Annotated in this window: 1 protein-coding gene; it reads left to right on the top strand. The window is 74.8% G+C overall.

Annotated elements, in window-relative coordinates; all coding sequences use genetic code 11:
- On the top strand, positions 1 to 610 hold a 610-nt coding region (locus H5411_RS46595; RefSeq protein WP_183128038.1), incomplete at its 5' end, for an STAS domain-containing protein.
- Between the last annotated feature and the right edge of the window lie 189 nt (positions 611 to 799).

The raw sequence follows: 799 nt of genomic DNA, 5'->3' as shown, positions 1-799 counted from the left end.
GCCCGCGCCGAGCACCGGGCACGGCGCCCGGCCAGCGCGCACCGGCACGAACCGGCTCATGCCGCAGGCGTGCACGCGTGACCGTGGGACCAGTGCCAGCGGGGTGCCCGCCGGGCGCGTGCTGGCCGACTCCGGCGACGGCGTATGGATTCTGCGTCCGAGCGCGGAGCAGGCCGAGCGCCTGGCCCGGCACCTGCCGCGGTGGCTGGCCCGGCTGCGCACCGGCGGCGCCCGGCAGGTCGTGATCGACCTGCACCGGGTCCGACGCCTGGACTTCACCGGCTTCGGGCTGCTGCTGCGCCTGCTCCGTGACGTGCTCAGGGTTCCGGTGGTGATCACCGAGGCAGCCGGGCACGTCGCGGCGACGTTGAACCAGCTCGACCTGCTCGCCGACGCCCAGCTGGTGCCGGCCCCGCATCGACCGCCCCGGACCAGCGCTCCCACCGCGCCCTGGCCCACACCGGACGGTGCGCACCGCGCGCCACGCCGACTGCCTGGTGAGCGGGTGCTCCATCCCGGCGGTGCGGCGCACGGCAGCAACCCCAGCCGCACGGCGCGCAGCAGGCACGGCGACCGACACCGGCACCGCAGTCCCGTGGCATCCCGCTAGGTGCAGCATCCGCACCAGCCGACAGGGCGACCCCGTCGACCTGTCCGCGGCGGTGACCGCAAGCCCGGTTGGTGCGAGCCGCGGCGGGTATGCGGGTGGTTGGCCGGTGATTTCTCTCCCGCTACGCGCGGCATGCGTGTAGTAGCGCTCGTGGGGCGGAGAGACCCATCGAAGGCGAGTTCACAACAG

This window comes from Amycolatopsis echigonensis, assembly GCF_014174495.1.
GTDB classification, from domain to species: Bacteria; Actinomycetota; Actinomycetes; order Mycobacteriales; family Pseudonocardiaceae; genus Amycolatopsis; species Amycolatopsis echigonensis.
The sequence above is the reverse complement of the archived record's forward strand: the minus strand, read 5'-3'. Positions and strand labels throughout refer to the sequence as shown.